This window comes from Mesorhizobium sp. B2-7-2 (assembly GCF_006440775.1).
Taxonomy (GTDB): domain Bacteria; phylum Pseudomonadota; class Alphaproteobacteria; order Rhizobiales; family Rhizobiaceae; genus Mesorhizobium.
On record NZ_VFTZ01000007.1, the window covers coordinates 209,310 to 223,503 of the forward strand.

The 14,194-nt window shown below is 63.4% G+C and carries 12 protein-coding genes; 9 read left to right on the forward strand and 3 right to left on the reverse strand.

Going from position 1 to position 14,194, the window contains the following annotated elements; all coding sequences use genetic code 11:
• Positions 1 to 188 precede the first annotated feature (188 nt).
• The 4 genes from FJ425_RS12435 to FJ425_RS12450 all read left to right on the forward strand — a co-directional run bounded on the left by FJ425_RS12435 (position 189) and on the right by FJ425_RS12450 (position 4,121).
• Entirely contained in the window at positions 189 to 1,121 is a 933-nt protein-coding gene (locus FJ425_RS12435) for a substrate-binding domain-containing protein (protein WP_140634639.1), read from the forward strand.
• 107 nt (positions 1,122 to 1,228) lie between these two features.
• Entirely contained in the window at positions 1,229 to 2,215 is a 987-nt protein-coding gene (locus FJ425_RS12440; protein ID WP_140634641.1) for an ABC transporter permease, read from the forward strand.
• A 4-nt stretch (positions 2,216 to 2,219) separates the two neighbouring features.
• A complete protein-coding gene (locus tag FJ425_RS12445) occupies positions 2,220 to 3,011 on the forward strand; it encodes an ATP-binding cassette domain-containing protein (protein ID WP_140723715.1) in 792 nt (263 codons plus the stop codon).
• A gap of 87 nt (positions 3,012 to 3,098) precedes the next feature.
• The gene (locus FJ425_RS12450) at positions 3,099 to 4,121 is read left to right on the forward strand and encodes a LacI family DNA-binding transcriptional regulator (RefSeq protein ID WP_140723718.1); all 1,023 of its coding nucleotides are present in this window, start codon (positions 3,099 to 3,101) and stop codon (positions 4,119 to 4,121) included.
• A 782-nt stretch (positions 4,122 to 4,903) separates the two neighbouring features.
• Here FJ425_RS12450 and FJ425_RS12460 read toward each other — a convergent pair.
• Positions 4,904 to 5,485 (reverse strand): TetR/AcrR family transcriptional regulator, encoded by a 582-nt coding sequence (locus FJ425_RS12460; protein WP_140544202.1) that lies wholly within the window; start codon positions 5,483 to 5,485, stop codon positions 4,904 to 4,906.
• A 251-nt stretch (positions 5,486 to 5,736) separates the two neighbouring features.
• Between FJ425_RS12460 and FJ425_RS12465 the strand changes: the two genes are divergently transcribed.
• The 4 genes from FJ425_RS12465 to FJ425_RS12480 all read left to right on the forward strand — a co-directional run bounded on the left by FJ425_RS12465 (position 5,737) and on the right by FJ425_RS12480 (position 11,649).
• Positions 5,737 to 5,973, forward strand: a complete 237-nt coding sequence (locus FJ425_RS12465) for a hypothetical protein (protein ID WP_095768759.1) — start codon at positions 5,737 to 5,739, stop codon at positions 5,971 to 5,973.
• Complete coding sequence (locus tag FJ425_RS12470; RefSeq protein WP_140723721.1) at positions 5,967 to 9,164, forward strand: multidrug efflux RND transporter permease subunit; 3,198 nt, start codon at positions 5,967 to 5,969, stop codon at positions 9,162 to 9,164. The genes FJ425_RS12465 and FJ425_RS12470 overlap by 7 nt, the downstream gene beginning before the upstream one ends.
• Before the next feature lie 36 nt (positions 9,165 to 9,200).
• A complete protein-coding gene (locus FJ425_RS12475) occupies positions 9,201 to 10,349 on the forward strand; it encodes an efflux RND transporter periplasmic adaptor subunit (RefSeq protein ID WP_140634649.1) in 1,149 nt (382 codons plus the stop codon).
• 196 nt (positions 10,350 to 10,545) lie between these two features.
• Positions 10,546 to 11,649 carry a mandelate racemase/muconate lactonizing enzyme family protein gene (locus tag FJ425_RS12480; protein WP_140723724.1) on the forward strand — a complete coding sequence of 368 codons (1,104 nt, stop codon included), beginning with the start codon at positions 10,546 to 10,548 and terminating at the stop codon, positions 11,647 to 11,649.
• 46 nt (positions 11,650 to 11,695) lie between these two features.
• Here the strand turns inward: FJ425_RS12480 and FJ425_RS12485 are convergent, their stop codons facing one another.
• The gene (locus tag FJ425_RS12485; RefSeq protein WP_140634653.1) at positions 11,696 to 13,054 is read right to left on the reverse strand and encodes an NAD(P)/FAD-dependent oxidoreductase; all 1,359 of its coding nucleotides are present in this window, start codon (positions 13,052 to 13,054) and stop codon (positions 11,696 to 11,698) included.
• Complete coding sequence (locus FJ425_RS12490; protein ID WP_140723727.1) at positions 13,051 to 13,323, reverse strand: hypothetical protein; 273 nt, start codon at positions 13,321 to 13,323, stop codon at positions 13,051 to 13,053. Before FJ425_RS12490 ends, FJ425_RS12485 begins: the two co-directional genes overlap by 4 nt.
• Positions 13,324 to 13,371: 48 nt before the next feature.
• Between FJ425_RS12490 and FJ425_RS12495 the strand changes: the two genes are divergently transcribed.
• Positions 13,372 to 14,094 (forward strand): XRE family transcriptional regulator, encoded by a 723-nt coding sequence (locus FJ425_RS12495; protein WP_140544172.1) that lies wholly within the window; start codon positions 13,372 to 13,374, stop codon positions 14,092 to 14,094.
• Positions 14,095 to 14,194: the final 100 nt, after the last annotated feature.

Below are 14,194 nucleotides of genomic sequence, written 5' to 3' on the forward strand. Positions count from 1 at the left end.
TGCTGCTGATGCAATCTGATGGGATTGCTGATGGCGCGAGCGCCTGTGCCAACATCCATTGGCGATGGAGGCTTGCCACTGCCTGAAAAAGAGAATGCTCTAGACGTTCCGGTCGGCGCGGGCAGGAGATGCGGCCAAGGCCACATCGCGCCGATCCAGGAGGAGAGTTCAACATGGGAGGAAATCGAATGCTTTCGCGGCTAAGACTGCTCGTGCTTGGCTTGATCGCCATGCTCGCCATTCCGGCGATGGCCGAGGCCAAGACGTTCTACTGGATTTCGCATGGCGGCCCTGCCGATCCGGTCTGGACCTACTTCCTGGCCGGCGCCAAGCAATGGGCGAGCGACACCGGCAACAAGGTGAACACCTCGTTCCACAATGGCGATGTGGCCTCGCAGCAGGAGGCCGTCCGCGCCGCCATCTCGGCCAAGGCCGACGGCATCGTCACCACCAGTCCGGATCCGGGCAGCCTTGTCGAGATCGTCAAGGAAGCGCGCGCGGCCAATATCCCGATCATCAACTTCAACACGCCCGATCCGAAGGCCAACTTCAACGCCTATGTCGGCGGCGACAACGTCACCTTCGGCAAGCACTGGGCGCAATATTTGGTCGACAAGGGCCTGGTGAAGAAGGGCGATTTCGTCTGGATGCCGGTCGAGGTCCCCGGCGCCACCTATGGCGTGCAGGAAGAGGAAGGCATCAAGAGCGTGTTCGGGCCGGCCGGCGTCACCTATGAGGTGACAGAAGCGACGCTCGACCAGGCCGAAGTGATCAACCGCATGGTCGACTATCTCACCGCCCACAAAGGCAAGGTGAAGGCGATCATCGGCCTCGGCGACCTCGTCACCGGCTCGATCAAGCGCGTCTTCGACCAGGCCGGCGTCAAGCCAGGCGAAATCCCGGTCGTCGGCTGGGGCAACTCGCTCGACACCACGCAGGAAGTGCTGAACGGCTACGTCAATGCCGGGCAGTGGCAGGACCCGCAGGCGACCAGCTATGTGGCGCTTTCGCTGGCCAACATGGCGGCCAGCGGCATTCCTCCAGGCTTCAACGTCATCACCGGCGCGCTCTATGAGAAGGACACCGCCGGCGTCTACGACAAGATCCTGTCCGGCAAATAATCCTTGGCATCTACGGTCGCGGCTTTCGGGCCGCGGCCGCTTTCCTGTACCGTCGAGCCCTGCCTGATCGGAGTGGGCTTTAGCCAATCATCCACGCCGCGGGCTCAATGGAAAACCGTTCCTTCATTCAAAGTTTCATCGCTCGAGCGGAATTCGGCCCGCTGGTGCTGCTTATCGTCGAGCTCGTCGTCTTCTGGGGCATCAATCCCGACTTCCTGTCGCCGCAGAACATCTCCAACATCCTGGCCTTCACCGTCGAGCTCGGCCTGATCGCGCTGGCGATGACGCTCTTGATGACATCCGGAGAATTCGACCTCTCGGTCGGCTCGCTGTTCGGCTTCTCGCCGGTGCTGATGTGGACGCTCTTCAACAGCGGCGTCACCTCGCTGGAAATGGGCCTGCTGATCGCGCTGATCGTCGCTGCCCTGATCGGGCTGGTGAATGGCTGGTTCGTGACGCAGCTCAAGATCCCGTCCTTCCTGGTGACGCTCGGCATGCTGCTGGTCGTGCGCGGCTCGGCGCTGTTCATCACCGACGGCTTTCCGCAGAGGACCTGGAGCGCCGAAGGCAGCTGGCTGGCGAACATCCTGGTCGGCGACTTCTATGTCGGGCCGTTCCGCATCTACGCCTCGCTGTTCTGGTTCATCGGCGCTGCGATCGTGCTGGGTTACGTGCTGACGCAGAGCCGCACCGGAAACTGGATCCAGGCCGCCGGCGGCAATCCGAACGCAGCCCGCGCGCGCGGCGTCAACGTCAGCCGCGTCAAGGTCGGCCTGTTCATCCTGTCGGCGGTGATGGCCTCGCTCGCCGGCGTGATCTCGTCGCTCCGCACCTCCGCAGCCAACCCCAACAGCGGCACCGGATACGAGCTCGAGGTCATCGCCATGGTGGTGATCGGCGGCACGGCGCTGACCGGCGGACGCGGCACCATCATCGGCACCGTGCTCGGTATCCTGATCCTGCGCGTCATGCGCAACGGCATTGTGCTGATCGGCGTGCCGGGGCTCGCCTACAACATCTTCATCGGCGCGATCATCCTCGGCATGATGGCGCTGCATTCATGGCTCGAGCGCCGTCACCAGGCAGGAACTTAGGACGATGGCCGAACCGCTCATCCGCATGGAAAATATCCGCAAGTCCTACGGGCGCGTGCAGGCGCTGGTGGACGCCAACTTCCACGTCAATGAAAAGGAGATCGTCGGCCTGCTGGGGGACAACGGCGCGGGCAAGTCGACGCTGATCAAGGTGTTGTCGGGCGCCGTGCCGCTGACCAGCGGCGACATCTTTATCCGCGGCAAGAAGGTCATGCTGCGCAGCACCAGCGACGCCATCGCCCACGGCATCGAGACGATCTACCAGGATTCGGCGCTGGTCACGCAGCTGTCGATCGCGCGCAACCTGTTCCTCGGGCGCGAGCCGATCAAGGCGCCGCGCTTCCTGAACCGCATGGACCAGGACGCCATGAACGCGGTGGCGCGCGACCTGCTCAGACAGGTCGGCATCACCAAGAACATCCCACCGACGACACCGATCGGCTCGCTGTCGGGCGGCGAGCGGCAGGCCGTGGCGATCGCCCGCGCCATGCATTTCGACAGCGATCTCATCATCCTTGACGAACCGACCAACAATCTCGGCGTCGCCGAGACGCAAGGGGTCTTGAGCTTCGTGCGCAGCGCCCGCGATTCAGGGCATTCCTGCATCTTCATCGCGCACAACATCCACCACGTCTTCCAGGTGGTCGACCGCATCGTGGTGATGCGCCGGGGCAAGGTGGTGGCCGACGACATCGATCCGAAAAAGACAACGGTCGCCGAGGTCGAGCGCGTCATCACCGGCATGTCGGACAAGGAAATCCGCGACGCCATCGCCGACGGTTCGCAGCATGGCTGAGGGCTGACCGGCAGGCGGATCGGCGGCCGGCAGCCGCTTCACGCCCGCCGCTGGCACAGGATTGCATCAGCGCCTATGACTGGACCCATGAAAGCCACCGTAGCCGATATCGCCCAGAGTTGCGGCCTGTCGACCGCGACCGTCGACCGGGTGCTCAACAACCGCCCGGGTGCAAGCGCTGCCAACCGGCAGCGCGTGCTGGAGGCGGCCAAGCAGCTCGGTTATCTGCCGACGCTCGACCAGGTCGTGCTGCCGTCGAAGCCGGCGCATCTCGAATTCTTCCTGCCGATCGGCTCCAATGCCTTCATGGCCGATCTCGCCCATCACATCGAGGACTATGCGGCGCGCCTGCCGCTGGTCGCCTCCTGCCGCATCCATAACCTTGCCGGCATTTCGCCAGGCGCGCTGCAGAGTGCTGTGGAGAACCTGTCGCTCAAGGCCAATGGCGTCGGTGTCATCGCCGTCGACCATCCGCGCACACGCAACATCCTGCGCGAGCTGGTCGATGCCGGGATCAGGCTGGTCACGCTGATCTCGGATGTGCCGGCGGCACCCCGCTCGGCCTATGTCGGCATCGACAACCGGGTGGCGGGCCGCACGGCGGCGCTGCTGATGGGCCGCTTCCTCGGCGGCCGTACAGGACATCTGGCGATGGTGGTCGGATCGCGCTCCTATCGCGGCCACGAGGAGCGCGAGATGGGTTTTCGTTCGGTGCTCGCCGAAGAGTTTCCCGACCTCACGGTCTCAAGCGCGGCCGAAAGCAACGACGACCCGGACGCCAGCTACCGCGCGACCGTCAAGGCGCTGCACGACGAAACGGATCTGCTCGGCATCTATTGCGTCGGCGCCGGACGCTCCGGCGTGGCTAAAGCGTTGCTGGAAACCAAGCCGCGCAGGAAGCCGGTCTTCATCTGCCACGATCTGACCAAGGAAACGCGCCGCTATCTCGTCGACGATCTCGCCGACGTCGTCATCGACCAGAATGCGCGGCTGATCGCCGAGCAATCGGTGATCCGCCTGCTCGGCTCCATCGCCTCATCGGCACCGTATCTGACGAAGAAATTCATCGAGCCGCGGCTGATCTTCAAGGAAAACGTCCCGGTGCAGTAGCGCGGGGCGCGCCGATCGCCTATTTGTCTGACGATTGATCCCGCGATTCTGCACAGCAGCTATGCAGGTTTCGCAATTGCCGAATCGTTAGGCACCTCGTATTTATCTGGGTGTCGGCCGTCTCCTCCTCCCAGATGTGATGCCGACGCTGAGTGCGGTACACCTCCTCCCGTGCCGTATTCGAAATCGAGCCCGCTGCCACCTCCTCCCGGCAGCGGGCTTTTCTTTGCCCGCAACTTCCCCCTCACTCCACCGCTCTCGCCTAGGAGTGCCGGTGCGCCATAACGTAAGCCTTCAGGACATTCTGCATCTTCGTCAAATGGTCTTTTCCGCCCGTCTGACACAGGGATTTTTGAAAAGATTGCGGTTTGTCTTGGTGCAAGATTTCCGTTCATTTGCGTGAAATCAGCGCAAACGCTGGAGATTGGTTGAAGCCGCCCCAACCTCGTCATTCTATGGCGGAGCAAGGAGCGTAGCGACGCGGCGCAGACCATAGAATCCATTCCGTGACTTCGAAGCGCCGCCACGGTGCAGAATTCTGCTCCGTTGCACGTTCTGGCGAAGGTAACGGCATGGATTCCAGGGTCTTCGCGCGTCGCTTCGCTCCTTGCTCCGCCCTGGAATGACGAAGGGGTAGGCGTTTCGGCCAATCTCCAACGCGTGCCACCTGCGAACGCAAAACAGAGCCGACTGAAGCCGACCGGTCAAAACCCCTGTGCAGTGCCACTAGCCGGGGCGCGTCGTCCCCCTCTTAGGGCGGCTGAAAAGGGCGACCTCGGAGATCAGCGCGCCCGGAACGAAGCAATCAGGCTTTCGGCCATGCGCACGAATTGCGCGCTCGGACCTTCGGCGCCGACGCTCTGCATCGAGACGCGCGCGCCTTCGAGCAGCAGCGACAGCGTGTCGGCGAGAAGCTCGGCCTGGCCGATGCCGGCATCGCGGCAAAGCGCGACCAGCTTTTCGCGCTGGGCCTCCTTCAGTTCCTTGATGACGCGCCTTGCCGGGTGATCGGTCTCGGTGAGCTCGACGGCGGCATTGGCCATATCGCAGCCGCGGCTGTCGGCGCTGAGCAGTTCCGAAGCCTTTTGGACCCAAGCATGCAACTGGGCGAGCTTGTCGCCGGGATGCTTGGCCTCGAACTCGTCCCAGATCCTCGAAGCCTTCGCCGCCGTTGCGCGCAGGCATTCGACGATCAATTCGTCCTTGGACTCGAAGTGACGGTAAAGCGTCATCTTGTTGGTGCCGGCAGCCTCGGTGATGGCGTCGACGCCCACACCCTTGATGCCGTGCTTGTGGAACATGTCCTGCGCCGTCTCCAGGATTCGATCCCGGGGACGGGAACGCTCCGCAACGCCGTCAGTCATCATGCTCTCCTTTCGTCGTTTCCAAAAAAACCGTCGCCACCTCTTGACTAGGGTGTTACCGGTCTGTAACTTCCAGCATGTTACTTACTGGTAACACCTATATCACTCGCCGTCAAACGACAAGGCCCTCCGATAGCCCTGCCAGAGTGAGATGGGACGCAAAACCTGCCTGTCATGCGGCTTTGGCCGGTGAAGAACGAGAAAAAGCGGTCCGTGATCAAGCGATGCGGACCGAGCAAGGAGCCACTCCTATGCAAAAGCGCAAAGACCTGACGATCGACGAAGCCATCCGGGATCCGATGATCCGGCTGGTGATGAAGGCGGACGGGATCGACCCCAAAGCCTTCGAACGGATGCTGCGCCAGCGCGCGGCTGACCAGGCGCCGGGCAACATCCCGCCATCCTTCCTGCAGGATTCCGGCTCCGGCCGGGCCCGGCGCCTGCGCCATTTCGCAAACCCGTTCGGCGAGGCGTCCGCATCATGGTGAACTTCTTCATCCACCGCCCGATCTTCGCGTCGGCGATCGCCATCATCATGGTGCTCGCCGGTGCGATCGCCTATTTCCTTTTGCCCGTCTCGCAGTTCCCCGACATCACGCCGCCGCAGGTCGTGGTCAGCGCGCATTATCCCGGCGCCAGCGCCCAGGTCGTGGCCGATACGGTCACCACCCCGCTCGAGCAGCAGATCAACGGCGTGCAAGGCATGACCTACATGTCGTCGACGAGCTCGAATGACGGCTCTTCCACCATCACCATCACCTTCGACGTCGGCTATCCGCTGAGCACGGCGGCCGTCGACGTGCAGAATCGCGTCAGCCAAGCGGCATCCTCCCTGCCGGCCATCGTCAACCAGGGCGGCGTGACGATCAAGAAGCAGAACCCCAATTTCGTGCTGATCGTCGACCTGACCTCGCCCGACGGTTCGGTCGATCCGGTGGCGCTGAGCAACCTCGCCTATCTGCAGGTGGTCGATCCGCTGAAGCGCCTCCCCGGCGTCGGCGACGTGCAGATCTTCGGCGAGCGCCGTTATTCAATGCGCGTCTGGCTCGATCCGGACAAGCTTGCCAATCTCGGCATCACCGCTGTCGACGTGCAGAACGCCATCGCCGAACAGAACGTGCAGGTGGCGGCCGGCAAGATCGGCCAGTCGCCGGCGCCGGCCGGCACCGCCTTCGAGATGCAGGTCAATGCCGTCGGCCGCCTTAGCGACCCGAAGGAATTCGGCGACATCGTCGTGCGCGCCAATTCGCAGAACGGCTCGCTTGTGCGGCTGCGCGACGTCGCCCGCATCGAGCTCGGCGCGCTGCAATATTCGTCCTCCGCCTTCTTCGGCAAGGATCCGACCGTGGTTTTGGCCGTCTACCAGATGCCGGGCTCCAATGCGCTTGACCTGCAGCAGCGGGTCAAGGACAAGATGCAGGAGCTGTCGCAGCGTTTCCCGAAGGGCGTCAGCTACGCCATGCATTACGACACGACACGCTTCGTGTCGGCCTCGATGCATGACGTGCTGATCACGCTCGGCGAAGCGCTGGTGCTGGTCGTCGCGGTGGTGTTCATCTTCCTGCAGAGCTGGCGCACCACCATCATCCCGACCATCGCCATTCCCGTCTCGCTGATCGCGACGCTGGCGGTGATGTACATGCTGGGCTTCTCGCTCAACATGCTCTCGCTGCTCGGCATGGTGCTGGCGATCGGCCTTGTCGTCGACGACGCGATCGTCGTGGTCGAGAATGTCGAGCGACAGCTGGAAGCGGGGCTCAAGCCGCTTGCCGCGACGCGCGCGGCGATGGCCGAGGTGACCGGGCCGATCATCGCCACCACGGCGGTGCTGATGGCGGTGTTCGTTCCCGTCGCCTTCATCCCGGGCGTCTCCGGCCGGCTCTACAACCAGTTCGCGCTGACCGTCGCGATCTCCGTCGGCATCTCCGCCTTCAACTCGCTGACGCTCTCGCCGGCGCTGAGCGCGGCATTCCTGCGCCATCGCGGCGAGACCCAGTTCGTGCTGTTCCGCTGGTTCAACGCCGGCTTCGACTGGCTGTCGCATGCCTATGCGCATGGCGTGCGCCTGCTGATCAAGCTGCGCTGGGCCATGCTCGTCCTGTTCGCGGCCGGCCTCGTCGCCACCTATTTCGTCTGGCAGAAACTGCCTTCGACCTTCCTTCCCGTGGAAGACCAGGGCTATTTCTTCGTCGTCATCCAGCTGCCGGACGGCGCTTCCTTGGAGCGCACCGACGCGGTGGCGCAAAAGGCGCGCGACATCCTGCAATCGACGCCCGGCGTCGACATCGTCGGCTCGATCAGCGGCCTGAACTTCCTGACCAGCGCCGCCCAGTCGAATTCGGCGGTGGAGTTCGCGATCCTGAAACCATGGGACGAACGCGGTCCTGACCAGAGCGCCTCGAAACTGGTCGAGCAGGTGCGCGGCAAGCTTCTGCAGATGCCGGATGCGTTCGCGCTCTCCTTCGACCCGCCTTCGATCCCGGGCATCGGCACCACCGGCGGCTTCGAGTTCCAGGTGGAAGATCTGTCGGGGCGCGGCAGTGCGGCGCTGAATGACGTCACGCAGGCGCTGCTCGCCGAGGCGCGCAAGCAGCCGGAGCTCAACCCGCAGCAGCTGTTCTCATCCTTCTCGACCTCGACGCCGCAGTTCAACTACGAACTCGACCGCAGCAAGGCGAAGCTGCTCGGCCTCAACCTGCCGGACGTCTTCAACACGCTGCAGATCTATCTCGGCTCGCTCTACGTCAATGACTTCAACCTGTTTGGCCGCACCTTCCGCGTGACCATCCAGGCCGACAAGGACGCGCGCGCCGACGCCACCGACATCTCGCGGCTCTATGTGCGCAACGCGTCGGGCGGCATGGTGCCGCTGAGCACGCTGGGCAGACTGGTGCCGATCGTCGGGCCGGAGACCGTGCCGCATTACAACAACAACGCCTCGGCCCTGATCAATGGCGGCGCTGCCCCCGGCTTCTCGTCCGGACAGGCGGTGGCGGCCATGGAGCGGGCGGCGGCGAATGTGCTGCCGCGCGACTTCGGCTACGAATGGACCGGCATCACTTTCCAGGAGCTCAAGGCCGGATCGATCGCCTCTGTTGTGTTCGGGCTGGCGATCGTCTTCGTGTTCCTGATCCTGGCGGCGCAGTATGAAAGCTGGGCGATGCCTTTCATGGTGCTGCTGGCCGTGCCGCTCGCTTTGTTCGGCGCCTTCATCGTGCTGATGCTGCGCGGCATGCAGATCGACGTCTACTCGCAGATCGGCTTCGTCATGCTGATCGGCCTGGCGGCGAAGAACGCGATCCTGATCGTCGAATTCGCCAGACGCCGGCGCGAGGAGGGTCTCACCATCGTCGAAGCGGCGATGGAAGCGGCAAGGCTGAGACTGCGGCCGATCCTGATGACCGCCTTCGCCTTCATCCTCGGCGTGCTGCCGCTGATGTTCGCGACGGGTGCCGGTGCTGCCAGCCGGCAATCGATCGGCACCACCGTCTTCGGCGGCATGGTGGCGGCGACCATCCTGTCGCTGGTCTTCGTGCCTGTCTTCTACGCCGTGATCGAGCAGTTGCGCGAACGTGGCGAAAGGGAACCTGCCAAGGCGCACGACGACGCGCCTCGGCAAGACGAAATTGAACCGACCGCCGAGCCGGCGCTTCAGCCGCTCGCCCAGGCGGCTGAATAGGTCGCCCAGGCGGCCGAATAAGATTGGAGATCAATTATGCGTAGATGGAAAATCGCCTTGGGAACGGCCGTCGCGCTCGGCGCGATCTCGGTGGCCAGCGTGCACTTTCTCGACATGGGCAATTTGAGCGGCGGCGCAGCGGGTGCCGCGCCAGCGCCGGCGGCCTTCGTGATGCCGGTGCCGGTGGTGAATGTCGTGAAGAAGACGCTGCCGATCTATCTCGACTACGCCGCGCGGGTGGAGTCGATCCGCAGCATCACGCTGCAGGCGCGCGTGCCGGGCTATCTGCAGGAGCAGAACGCAGCCGACGGCAGCGACGTCAAGCAGGGCGACCTGCTCTACCGCATCGCGCCCGACGACTATCAGGCCGCGCTCGAGCAGGCGAAGGCGCAGGTGCAGCGCGATAGCGCGACGCTCGACTATGCAAAATCCAACCTCGGCCGCGGCACCGACCTCGCCAAGGCCGGCTATCTCGACAAGGACAGCTTCGACCAGCGCACCAGCAATCTGCGCGCGGCCCAGGCCGCCCTTGCCGTCGACCAGGCGGCGGTGCGGACGGCCGAGCTCAACCTCGGCTATGCCGAGATCAAGGCGCCCTTCTCGGGCCGCATCGGCCGCAACCAGGCTTCGGTCGGCACGCTGGTCAGCGTCGCCGGCACGGTGCTCAACACGCTGGTGCAGCTCGATCCGATCTACGTGACCTTCAATCCGAGCGAGAGCGATCTGGTGCAGATCGAGCAGGCGAAGGCCGCCGGTCCGATCGCCGTCGACGTGCTGTTGCCCGGCGAGACCCAGCCCAGCCAGAAGGGCGAGCTCACCTTCATCGACAACACGATCGACCATTCGACCGGCACGATCACGGCGCGCGCCACGATCGGCAATGCCAAGTTCACGCTGCTGCCTGGACAATATGTACGGGTTCGGCTGCATGTGAAGGAACAGCCCAACACGCTGATGGTGCCGCAGGTGGCGCTGGGTTCCAGCCAGCTCGGCAAATACCTCTATGTCATCGGCAAGGGCAACACCGTCGACCAGAAGCTGGTGTCGCTCGGCCCGACCGACGGCGACCTGATTTCCGTGACTTCCGGCATCTCGGAGACCGACCAGGTGATCACGGGCAATTTGCAGAAGATCGGACCCGGAATGCCGGTTTCTCCCTTGCCGCAACCGAAACCGGCCAGCTGATAACCCCCATCAGTTTCCGGTCCGACGGCGCCCTCGATACCCACGTCGAGGGCGCCGTTTACTATTTGGGGTCAGGCAATTTCCGGCGAGCAAAGGACCGCTCTTCCACGGACGGGCCCCTTGTTGGATTGTCGACAACCTGATTGTCTTGCAGGCAGCTCATCGGAATATGACCTGACCCGCCACGGACACAAACGTGAAGATCAAGAGTATCAAGGCCTATCATGTCGTGCAGCCCTTCGTGGACGGGCCCTACCGTATGTCCAAGGGGCGGATCGCCGACTGCTTCGACGCGGTGATCGTCGCCATAACCTCCGACAGCGGCGTGACCGGCTGGGGCGAGATGGCGCCGCTCGGCAATTTCTACTCGGCCGCGTTTCCCGCAGGCACACGCGCGGGCGTGCCGGAGATCGCGCCGCATCTCATCGGCCAGGATCCACGCGGCCTTGCCGGCATCGGCCGACTGATGGACACGGCATTCAAGGGCCATCCCTATATCAAGTCGGCGCTCGACATGGCGTGCTGGGATCTCACTGCCCGCGCCGCCGGCGTGCCGCTGGTGACCATGCTTGGCGGCCGCGAGAGCGACATGGCGGAGACCTACCGGGTCGTCACCCACGGCACGCTCGATCAGATGGCAGCGCTTGCCAAAAGGATCATCGGCGAAGGCTGCCGGCGCCTGCAGGTCAAGGTCGGCGGCAATGTGCATGACGACATCGAGCGGGTCTCGGCAGTGGCCGCCGCCGTGCCGAAGGGCACGGTAATCTTCTGCGACGCCAATGCCGGCTGGACGCCTTACCAGGCGCGCCAGTTCGCCGACGCCACGCGCGGCATCGACTACACGTTCGAACAGCCCTGCACGACGATCGAGGAGAACATGTCGGTGCGCCGCATGCTCGACAAGCCGATGGTGCTGGACGAATCCGTCACCTCGCTGGGCGAAATGCTGGAAATTCATCGCCGCGGCGCCGCCGACGGGCTGACGCTGAAGATCTCGCGACTGGGCGGCGTCACGCAGACCCGCCTGATCCGCGACGTCGCCGTCGATCTCGGCTTCATGATCACCGTCGAGGACACCGGCGGCGCCGAGATCGACACAGCGGCCATGGCGCATCTGTCGCTGTCGACGCCACAGGAGCGCCGGCTGCACGCCATCGCCTTCCACGAATGGGTGACGGTTCGTACGGCCAGGAATGCACCGCCGGTGACCGGCAGCCATATGGGCGTTCCCGACGGCCCCGGCCTTGGCATCGATGTGGACCCTGGCCTGCTCGGCAAGCCCTTCTTCGAGATCGGCTGAAGATCAGGCGCGTCGAGCCTGAGAACGTCGGCGCGAGCGCGCCGTGCTACTCGGCCGCCACGCCCTTCACCTCGAGATAGCTTTCCATGGAATCGTCCAGCGCCTGCAGCCAGGGCGTATGGTGGACCGGTGCCATGGTGCCGGTCATCAGCGAGCGGTAGGCATTGTCGCGGAAGGTCATGATGTTTTCCATCTTGTGGTGTTCCCACTCCATGAAGGTGCGGTTGACCGCCTCGACGTCGAAGCCCGGATAGTCGGTCTGGTCCATAAGTTCCTTGGTGTAGTCGCCCTGGAACCAGATCATCTGCTCGGCGTCCTCCAGCGTCTCCTCGCGCGCTCGCCACTTGGCGCCGTGCTCGGCCATCGCTTCCGATGATGGCAGCTTTATGCGGCCCATGATGACGTCGCGCGCATACCAGGCCTGCGCATCGAACATGTTGAAGGTGTAGAACTGGTCCTGCATGCCGATGTAGAAAAGCTTCGGGTTCTTCTCCCAGACGACGCCTTCATAGAGATCGAGCGGCCACATCCGGTTGGCGGTCTTGAGCTTGAGGTCGTCGGTGAGGAAGGGGAAGGAATGCAGATAGCCGGTGCACAGGATGATGGCATCGACGTCCTTGGTGGTGCCGTCCTTGAAATGCGCTGTCTTGCCGACGACCTTCTGCAGCAGCGGCACCTCCTTCCAGTTCTCCGGCCATTTGAAACCCATCGGCTTGGAACGGTAGCTGGAGGTGATCGATTTGGCGCCGTATTTATAGCATTGCGAACCGATATCCTCGGCCGAATAGGAGCGGCCGATGATCAAGATGTCCTTGCCCTTGAATTCCATGGCGTCGCGGAAATCGTGGCTGTGCAGGATGCGGCCGTTGAAGGTGGGGAAACCGTCGAAGAAGGGCACATTGGGCACGGAGAAATGGCCCGAAGCGACCACGACGTTGTCGAACTCCTCCGAGTAGGTCACATCGTTGGTGCGATCATGCGCGGTGACGGTGAACTTTTTGGTCTCGCCGGAATAGGTCACCATGCGCACCGGGCTGTTGAAGCGCACCCATTCGCGCAGGCCGGATTTCTCGACGCGGCCCTTGATGTAGTCCCACAGCACGGCACGCGGCGGATAGGAAGCGATCGGCCGGCCGAAATGTTCCTCGAAGGTGTAGTCGGCGAATTCGAGGCATTCCTTCGGGCCGTTCGACCACAGATAGCGGTACATCGAGCCGTGCACCGGATCGCCATGCTCGTCGAGGCCGGTGCGCCAGGTGTAGTTCCACAGCCCGCCCCAGTCGCTCTGCTTCTCGAAGCAGACGATTTCCGGGATCTCCGCGCCCTTGTCGGCGGCCGACTTGAAGGCCCTTAGCTGCGCCAGGCCCGACGGTCCGGCTCCGATGACCGCGACACGAGATTTCATTGCGGGCGTCCTCCTTTTTTGATTCGACTTTTTTGTTGACGCAATTCCGGGCGGAAAACCGTTCGACACTTTTCCTGGAATTGCTCCCACGAAACAAATTTTACTGACAGTGACAGTAATTGGGTCTTTGGTGCTGTCAACAAACATCTGCGGCGACGGCGTTTGCGTGAAACGGTTTTTGCGCGCAAAGGCGGCGGCGTCACGTTGAAGCAGGCGTGCCCCGCAACATCCAGCGGCTTGCTGTCGCGGTTGCGCTCTTGTATCGCCACCGAATATGTTCACCTTGAGTGAAATAATCCGCGAGAGTCGGGGGCGACATGGCGAACAAGAATTCCGGCACCAAGTCCACCGATGCGGCAGCGAAGGGCAAGGCGCCGCTAAAGCGCGTTTCGGCGGCCGGGCGCACGATACGCGCGCCGTTGACGCAGAATCCGCACGCCATCCGCGATACGCGCGAAAAAGTGCTGGAAGTGGCGATCGGCCATGAGGTGCGCGCGTTCCGCAAGAAGCTCGGCATCACCGTCGCCGATCTCGCCACCGCCACCGAAATTTCGCTCGGCATGCTGTCGAAGATCGAAAACGGCATCACCTCGCCATCGCTGACGACATTGCAGGCGCTGTCGCGGGCGCTGGGCGTTCCGGTGACCGCGTTCTTCCGGCGCTTCGAGGAAGAGCACAGCGCCGTTTTCGTCAAGGCCGGCGAAGGCGTCGATGTCGAGCGGCGCGGCACCCGCGCCGGCCACCAGTACAACCTGCTCGGACATATCGGCGCCAACACCAGCGGCGTTGTCGTCGAGCCCTATCTCATCACATTGACCGAGAATTCGGACGTGTTCCCGACCTTCCAGCATGCGGGCATGGAATTCCTCTACATGCTCGAGGGCGAGGTCGTTTACCGGCACGGCAATAATCTCTATCCGATGAAGCCGGGCGACAGCCTGTTCTTCGACGCCGACGCGCCGCACGGCCCGGAAGAGTTGACGCGGCTGCCGATGCGGTATCTGTCGATCATCTGCTATCCGCAAAACAGCGCTGGGTGATTGACTGATCTCGCCCTTACCGCGCTTCGTCATTCTAGGGCGAAGCAAGGAGCGAAGCGACGCGCGCAGACCCTAGAATCCAGGCCGTGACGCTAAGGCG

Coding starts and splice junctions, on each gene's coding strand:
- FJ425_RS12435 (WP_140634639.1), top strand. CDS start 189: ATGCTTTCGCGGCTAAGACTGCTCGTGCTTGGCTTGATCGCCATGCTC.
- FJ425_RS12440 (WP_140634641.1), top strand. CDS start 1,229: ATGGAAAACCGTTCCTTCATTCAAAGTTTCATCGCTCGAGCGGAATTC.
- FJ425_RS12445 (WP_140723715.1), top strand. CDS start 2,220: ATGGCCGAACCGCTCATCCGCATGGAAAATATCCGCAAGTCCTACGGG.
- FJ425_RS12450 (WP_140723718.1), top strand. CDS start 3,099: ATGAAAGCCACCGTAGCCGATATCGCCCAGAGTTGCGGCCTGTCGACC.
- FJ425_RS12460 (WP_140544202.1), bottom strand. CDS start 5,485: ATGACTGACGGCGTTGCGGAGCGTTCCCGTCCCCGGGATCGAATCCTG.
- FJ425_RS12465 (WP_095768759.1), top strand. CDS start 5,737: ATGCAAAAGCGCAAAGACCTGACGATCGACGAAGCCATCCGGGATCCG.
- FJ425_RS12470 (WP_140723721.1), top strand. CDS start 5,967: ATGGTGAACTTCTTCATCCACCGCCCGATCTTCGCGTCGGCGATCGCC.
- FJ425_RS12475 (WP_140634649.1), top strand. CDS start 9,201: ATGCGTAGATGGAAAATCGCCTTGGGAACGGCCGTCGCGCTCGGCGCG.
- FJ425_RS12485 (WP_140634653.1), bottom strand. CDS start 13,054: ATGAAATCTCGTGTCGCGGTCATCGGAGCCGGACCGTCGGGCCTGGCG.
- FJ425_RS12495 (WP_140544172.1), top strand. CDS start 13,372: ATGGCGAACAAGAATTCCGGCACCAAGTCCACCGATGCGGCAGCGAAG.